The 6,115-nt window shown below is 65.4% G+C and carries 6 protein-coding genes and 1 tRNA gene; 5 read left to right on the plus strand and 2 right to left on the minus strand.

From position 1 onward, the window contains the following. The first annotated feature begins 14 nt into the window (after positions 1-14). From BLW40_RS15925 to BLW40_RS15940, 4 genes are read left to right on the plus strand one after another with little or no spacing between them, the layout of a single operon-like run. Positions 15-377, plus strand: coding sequence for a hypothetical protein (locus BLW40_RS15925; RefSeq protein ID WP_074770328.1), 363 nt, complete (start codon positions 15-17; stop codon positions 375-377). Between the two features lie 38 nt (positions 378-415). Continuing rightward, complete coding sequence (locus tag BLW40_RS15930) at positions 416-877, plus strand: hypothetical protein (protein WP_074770330.1); 462 nt, start codon at positions 416-418, stop codon at positions 875-877. A gap of 39 nt (positions 878-916) precedes the next feature. After that, complete coding sequence (flgK, locus tag BLW40_RS15935; protein WP_083386833.1) at positions 917-2,644, plus strand: flagellar hook-associated protein FlgK; 1,728 nt, start codon at positions 917-919, stop codon at positions 2,642-2,644. Between the two features lie 2 nt (positions 2,645-2,646). Continuing rightward, positions 2,647-3,546 (plus strand): flagellin, encoded by a 900-nt coding sequence (locus tag BLW40_RS15940; protein ID WP_074770331.1) that lies wholly within the window; start codon positions 2,647-2,649, stop codon positions 3,544-3,546. A gap of 145 nt (positions 3,547-3,691) precedes the next feature. Here the strand turns inward: BLW40_RS15940 and BLW40_RS15945 are convergent. Together BLW40_RS15945 and BLW40_RS15950 are read right to left on the minus strand one after the other, a co-directional pair. After that, positions 3,692-3,767: transfer RNA gene (locus BLW40_RS15945), tRNA-Ala, on the minus strand. Between the two features lie 137 nt (positions 3,768-3,904). Further along, the gene (locus BLW40_RS15950) at positions 3,905-4,282 is read right to left on the minus strand and encodes a TIGR02300 family protein (RefSeq protein ID WP_074770333.1); all 378 of its coding nucleotides are present in this window, start codon (positions 4,280-4,282) and stop codon (positions 3,905-3,907) included. 197 nt (positions 4,283-4,479) lie between these two features. Between BLW40_RS15950 and aroA the strand changes: the two genes are divergently transcribed. Next, complete coding sequence (gene aroA / locus BLW40_RS15955; RefSeq protein ID WP_074770335.1) at positions 4,480-5,823, plus strand: 3-phosphoshikimate 1-carboxyvinyltransferase; 1,344 nt, start codon at positions 4,480-4,482, stop codon at positions 5,821-5,823. The last annotated feature ends 292 nt before the right edge of the window (positions 5,824-6,115 follow it).

A 6,115-nucleotide genomic window follows, 5' to 3' on the forward strand; every position in this document is an offset into this window, starting at 1 on the left:
GAAAGGACTTTCCCATGACCAAGAAACCCGCTTCCGCCCAGGTTATCTCCCTCTCCGAGCGCCGCTTCGAGCGCCGGATCGAGGAAATCCGCGAAATTCTTCCTCCCGCGCCTCCGGGAGAATCGGTCGATCCCGATCTCGACGCCCGCCAGCTCGCCGAGATTCTGGCCCGGCAGATCGCCGAACTGCCCGACGACCAGCGTCGGCTGGTCCGTCGCCGCGTCTCGGTCGCCATCGGCGATCTTGAAACTTTGATCGACGAACTGGAAAGCGATCTGGCCTCGCTGGCAAAGGATCTGCGGGCGCTGAATCACCATGACGGCGCCGCCAAGGCTTATCGCCAGGGCTCCACCACCGCCAACGACCATCGTTCCTGATACCGCCCGTGCCCCATTTCGAGACAAGGAGCCCCGTCATGCTTCAGACCGCCGCCGCCGATCTTTCGGACCTCGCTCGCGTCGAGACCTCGGCCCATGCCCTGCTCGATGTGGTGACCGAACTGGCCGCCGTGATGGAAGAGGAAAACCGGCTGCTGGCCGCGGGCTTTCCCGCCGGTCTGGTCGGCACCTCGGACCGCAAGGGCGAGCTGACCGCCGAATATGCCGATTTGTGGGATCAGGTCCGCGCCGAGGCCGCCCAGGCCCTGGCCGCCGATCCCGATTTCGCCCGCTCGCTGATGCAGGCGGTCGGCGATCTGCGCCAAGTCGCCAACGAAAATCTGGCCCGGCTGGAAGCGGCGATGACGGCGTCGCGGCGCCGGGTCGAGGCGGCGCTGGCGGCGCTGCACGAAGACGCCTCTACGGGCCGGACCTATGGGTCGGACGGCGAGATGCTGCTGGCGCATTTCCCCACCGCCGGGGCCAATTTTCACGCCTAAGTCCGGCCCGGGGCGGGCGAAGAATCGCGAAGGAGGCCGATGATGTCGCTCAATGTTGCCCTGTCCACGGCCTCGCGGTCGCTGCGGACGATCGAAACCCAGATGGCGGTGGCGTCGGCGAATCTGTCGAACGCGGATGTCGAGGGCTATACCCGCAAATCCGCGACCAAGGTCACCAACGTCACGGCGGGAATCGGCACCGGGGCGACGATCACCGAGATCGTCAGCAAGGCCGATCCCTGGCTGTTGAAGAGCATTGTTGCCACGACCTCGACCAACGAATCCGCGTCGGTGTCCGCCGATTACCTCGACCGCCTGGGCGACGCGCTGGGCTCGCTGTCCTCTGACAGCGACAGCAGCGGCGACACCCTGGCGTCGTCGATCTCGTCTTTGTCCTCGGTTTTGACCGAACTGGCGACGACGCCGGACAGCAGCACCCTGAAAAGCGAGGTCGTGGGCGATCTCGACGACGCCGCTTCGGCGCTGCGGACGACCTCGTCCGAGGTCCAGAGCCTGCGCCAGGGGGCGGATTCCGATATCGCCGACGCGGTCGAGACCGCCAATAACGCGCTGACCGCAATCGACGAATTAAACGATTCGATCGTCCGCGCCCAGGCGTCCGGCCAATCCACCGCCGATCTGGAAGACCAGCGAATCAACAAGGTGGCCGATCTGGCCGCGGTGATGGGGGTCAGCTATTTCACCCAGGCCAACGGGGCGATGGTGATCTATACCAGCGGGGGCGCGCCGCTGCTGAATTCGACGGTCCATACCCTGTCCTTCAGCGAGGCGGGGACGGTGACCTCAAGCGCGTCCCTGTCCGGCGTCAAGCTCGACGGCACCGACATCACCAGTTCGATCAAGACCGGCAGCATCTCCGCCCTGGTGACCCTGCGCGACAAGACCCTGCCCGCGATTCAGACCGAACTGGACGAGATCGCCACCAGCCTCGCCGACAGCCTCAACGGCGTCCACAATGACAGCACCGCCTCTCCCCCGCCCAGCAGCCTGACCGGCAGCGTCACCGGGCTGGACAGCGCAAGCGAGCTGACCGCCACCGGCACCTTGTCGGTCGCGGTGACCGATGCCGACGGATTGACCGTCCACGCCGCCACCTTCGACCTGTCGGGCTATTCCGACGTGGGGTCGCTGGTGGGGGCGATCAACGGCGCGGGACTGGGCCTGACCGCCGATATCGACGCGACGACCGGGGCCGTAACCTTGACCGCCGACGATACGACGACCGGTATCGCGCTGTCGGGCGGCACGGTGACCTCGCTGAACGGCACCGCGCTATCGACGGAAAAGTCGCTTTCCGCCGCGCTGGGGCTGAACGATCTGCTGATCGGCACCGGGGCGGAAACGATCGCGGTCCGCGCCGATATTCTCTCCTCGCCCTCGCTGCTGGCGACCTCGGCCCTCGACACCGCCACGACGGCGTTGACGACGGGCGGCGTCGCGGTCAGCGACGGCACCGGGGCGCAGGTTCAGTCGCTGGCCGACGCCCTGACGTCGGCGGGGGTGACCACCAAGGCGGCCAACATGGTGTCAGGCGTTTCCAGCCGCCTGTCCTCGGCCAGCGACGAGGCCGCCAGCCAGGAAACCACCCTATCGACCCTGACATCGTCGTTCTCGTCGAAATACGGCGTCAACGTCGATGAGGAAAGCGCGACGATCTCGGCGCTGGAGAATTCCTATTCCGCCTCGGCTCAGGTGATCAGCACCGCGAAGTCGATGTTCGATGCCCTCTTGCAAGCGGTGAGCTGATCATGGAACGCGTATCGACCTTCGGGCTGAGTCAGACGATGGTGAATTCGTCGATGTCGCTGCAATCGCGTCTGGCCAAGGCCGAGCTGCAAAACGCCTCGGGCCTGAAGGCCACGACCTATACCGGATTGGGGGCAACCGAAACGGCGCGGCTGGTGACGGTCGAGGACACGATGGCCCAGACCAAGGCGTGGTCGACCAACGCCCAGACCGTGCTGGACCGGGTCGAGGTGATGTACAACACCGTCGGCGACATCGCCGACAAGATGTCGACCCTGCGCTCGACCCTGACGACGGCGATGTCGGACATCAGCTCGGGAACCGATTACGCCGCCCTGGGCAGCGATCTGCTCGACGATCTCGAAGGGTTGATGAACACCCAGGTCGATGGCCGCTATCTGTTCAGCGGTGGCCGCACCGACACCGCGCCGGTCGATGTCTCGCTGTTGACCTCGCCGCCGAGCGGAACCGACACCGCCTATTACCAGGGGGATTCCAACCTCGCCGCGCTTCAGGTCTCGGGCGAGCAATCGATCACCTATGGCGTCACCGCCGACGATTCGGGGTTCGAGAAGGCGTTGCGCGCCGCCAACATGCTGACCGGGCTGACCACCGACGAGGTCGATACGGCCAAAGTGTCGGCGGCCTACGACCTCGCCACCGAGGCGCTGGAGGAGATATTGGCGACCCAGGGGACGATCTCGCTGTCCTCCTCTCGGCTCGAATCGGCCAAGGCCCGGCAGGATACCGCCTCGTCGCTGTTGGCCGACCGCGCCAGCGCGCTGAAATCGGTCGATATCGCCGAGGTCTCGGTCAACATCTCCGAGCTTCAGAACACGCTGGAGGCCTCTTACTCGGCGCTGGGCAAGATCACCGGCCTGTCGCTGGTTTCGTACCTGTAGCCCGCTCCGGCGGCCAAGCCGGGGCATTCGTCGAACCAACACCGCCACCGACCGTCTGATAACGGTCGGCGACGGTGTTGGTTGTGTTGTGGTTTGGGCGAAAAGAGAAAGGACTTAGCCAGTTTCCCAGCTAAGTCCTTTAACTTGGTGGAGCCAGACGGAATCGAACCGACGACCTCTTGAATGCCATTCAAGCGCTCTCCCAACTGAGCTATGGCCCCTTTTATTTCGGACCGGCGGGTTTGGGGCTCCGTCGGTGGAGGCGGAACATATTGTCTTCGGGCTGGCCTTGCAAGCGAAAAATTTCGCTTTTTTCCATCTTCCGAAAACAGCCGGTTCCGGGCCGTTTGGACGAGGTCTAGACCTCGTCCTCCAGCCCCTCGTCCATATGTTCCATCACTTCGGCCATGTCGTCATCGTCTTCGCCCAGATCCGAGGCGTCCTCGATCAGACCGGCCTCATCCTCCTCGGCGGCGTCCTCGCTATCGACGACCTCGTCATCGCCGCTTTCCACCAGATCGTCGGCTTCGGTCTCGATGATCTCGGCCGCGACGGCTGCGGGAATGGCCGCTTTGGTCTCGACCGGGACGCCACCGGCGCGCCGCACCTTGAAGGGCACGTCGGGTTCGACGGTCGAGCCACATTTCGGGCAGATGATCGGAACATGCTTCAGATCATAGAAACGGCAGCCGCAGCTTTGGCAGGTGCGCTTGTGTCCCCATTCCGGCTTGGCCACCTGGCGATCCTCCTAGAACGTTGTCCGGTGATTTTGCTGTCTGGAGGGGCATTTGCCATGTTCCCCACCCTGTGTCAAAACCAATTCGTGACGATGCCGCCGCGACCGCCGCCGGTCTATGACGTCGGCGCGGCTTGTGATAGAGCTTTGGCCCCCGCCGTCATGGCGGCGGCGACGGCAGGGAAGAAGGGGTGAACATGGCCAAGACGCTGCATTCCGGACGGGTCCAGGCGCTTTCCGGCTCGGCGCGGGTGCCGGGCGACAAGTCGATTTCGCACCGGGCTTTGATGCTGGGAGCGCTGGCGGTGGGCGAAAGCGTTGTCGGCGGTCTGCTCGAAGGCGACGACGTGTTGCGGACGGCGGCCTGCATGCGAGCGCTGGGGGCCGAGATCACCCGCCACGAGGACGGGCGCTGGCATCTGTTCGGGCGCGGCGTCGGTGGCCTGTCCGAACCGGCCGACCTGCTCGACATGGGCAATTCCGGCACCGGGGCGCGGCTGCTGATGGGTCTGGTCGCCACTCATCCCTTCACCTCGTTCTTCACCGGCGACGCGTCGCTGCGCTCGCGGCCGATGCGCCGGGTCACCGAGCCGCTGGCGCGGATGGGAGCCCGGTTCTTCACCCGCGACGGCGGACGGCTGCCGCTGGCGGTGGTCGGCACCGCGAGCCCGCTGCCGATTAGCTATGAACTGCCGGTGGCGTCGGCTCAGGTCAAGTCGGCCCTGCTGCTGGCCGGGCTCAACACGCCGGGCGAGACAACGGTGATCGAGCGCGAGGCCACCCGCGACCATACCGAACTGATGCTGCGTAATTTCGGTGCCGACGTCCGGGTCGAAGCGACCGAGAGCGGCGGGCGTGCGATCACCGTCACCGGCTTTCCCGAACTGACCGGGCGGCAGTTCGAGGTTCCGGCCGATCCGTCCTCGGCGGCGTTCCCCACCGTCGCGGCATTGCTGGTCGAGGGGTCGGAGATCGTTCTGCCCGGCGTCGGCATCAATCCGCTGCGGACCGGGCTCTATCAGACCCTGCGCGAGATGGGGGCCGACCTGCGCTACGAGAACCGGCGCGATCAGGCGGGCGAGCCGGTCGCCGATCTGCGGGTGCGCGCCTCGCGGCTGAAGGGGATCGACGTCCCGGCCGAGCGGGCACCGTCGATGATCGACGAATATCCGATCCTGGCGGTGGCCGCCTCGTTCGCCGAGGGCACCACCCGGATGCGCGGGCTGGCCGAATTGCGGGTCAAGGAAAGCGACCGGCTGGCGGCGATGGCGCGCGGGCTGGCCGCCTGCGGCGTCGTGGTCGAGGAAGAGGCCGATGCCCTGATCGTCCACGGCAAGGGCCGTGCGCCGCGCGGAGACGCCCTGATCGCCACCCGCTTCGATCACCGCATAGCGATGGCCTTCCTGGTCCTGGGGATGGCCGCAGAGCGTCCTGTCGCCATCGACGAGGCCGAGGCGATCGACACCAGCTTCCCTGGCTTCGTCGCGCTGATGAACGGTCTGGGAGCGGCAATCGGATCGACCGACGCCGACGCGGTCTGATCCGACGGCGATAGTCTCCCGTGAAAAAGTCCCTCGCTGTCGCTCGGTGTACTTTTTCCCGTTGGATTAAAAGGAGAAAAATGGGCTAGGGGCGGCCCAGCGCCCATTTTTCGTGTTGTCTGTTTCACCAGCCTCCGAAGCCGTGGGCGTCGCCCATCGGCCTCGGAGGGAACCAAATCCATCCCCGCGCGGAAAGCTTGATTGAGCACGGGGATTCTTTTTGAACCGGGGAAAAGTACACTGATACCAAATCCCAGTGAGTGAAACTCATGGGGATTTGGTTAGGCCCAAG

The sequence above is a fragment of the Magnetospirillum fulvum genome (genome assembly GCF_900108475.1).
GTDB classification, from domain to species: domain Bacteria; phylum Pseudomonadota; class Alphaproteobacteria; order Rhodospirillales; family Magnetospirillaceae; genus Phaeospirillum; species Phaeospirillum fulvum_A.

What these genes read in the sequence shown, in the direction of transcription:
- aroA (WP_074770335.1), top strand. Translation starts at nt 4,480, where the DNA reads ATGGCCAAGACGCTGCATTCCGGACGGGTCCAGGCGCTTTCCGGCTCG.
- BLW40_RS15930 (WP_074770330.1), top strand. Translation starts at nt 416, where the DNA reads ATGCTTCAGACCGCCGCCGCCGATCTTTCGGACCTCGCTCGCGTCGAG.
- BLW40_RS15925 (WP_074770328.1), top strand. Translation starts at nt 15, where the DNA reads ATGACCAAGAAACCCGCTTCCGCCCAGGTTATCTCCCTCTCCGAGCGC.
- BLW40_RS15940 (WP_074770331.1), top strand. Translation starts at nt 2,647, where the DNA reads ATGGAACGCGTATCGACCTTCGGGCTGAGTCAGACGATGGTGAATTCG.
- flgK (WP_083386833.1), top strand. Translation starts at nt 917, where the DNA reads ATGATGTCGCTCAATGTTGCCCTGTCCACGGCCTCGCGGTCGCTGCGG.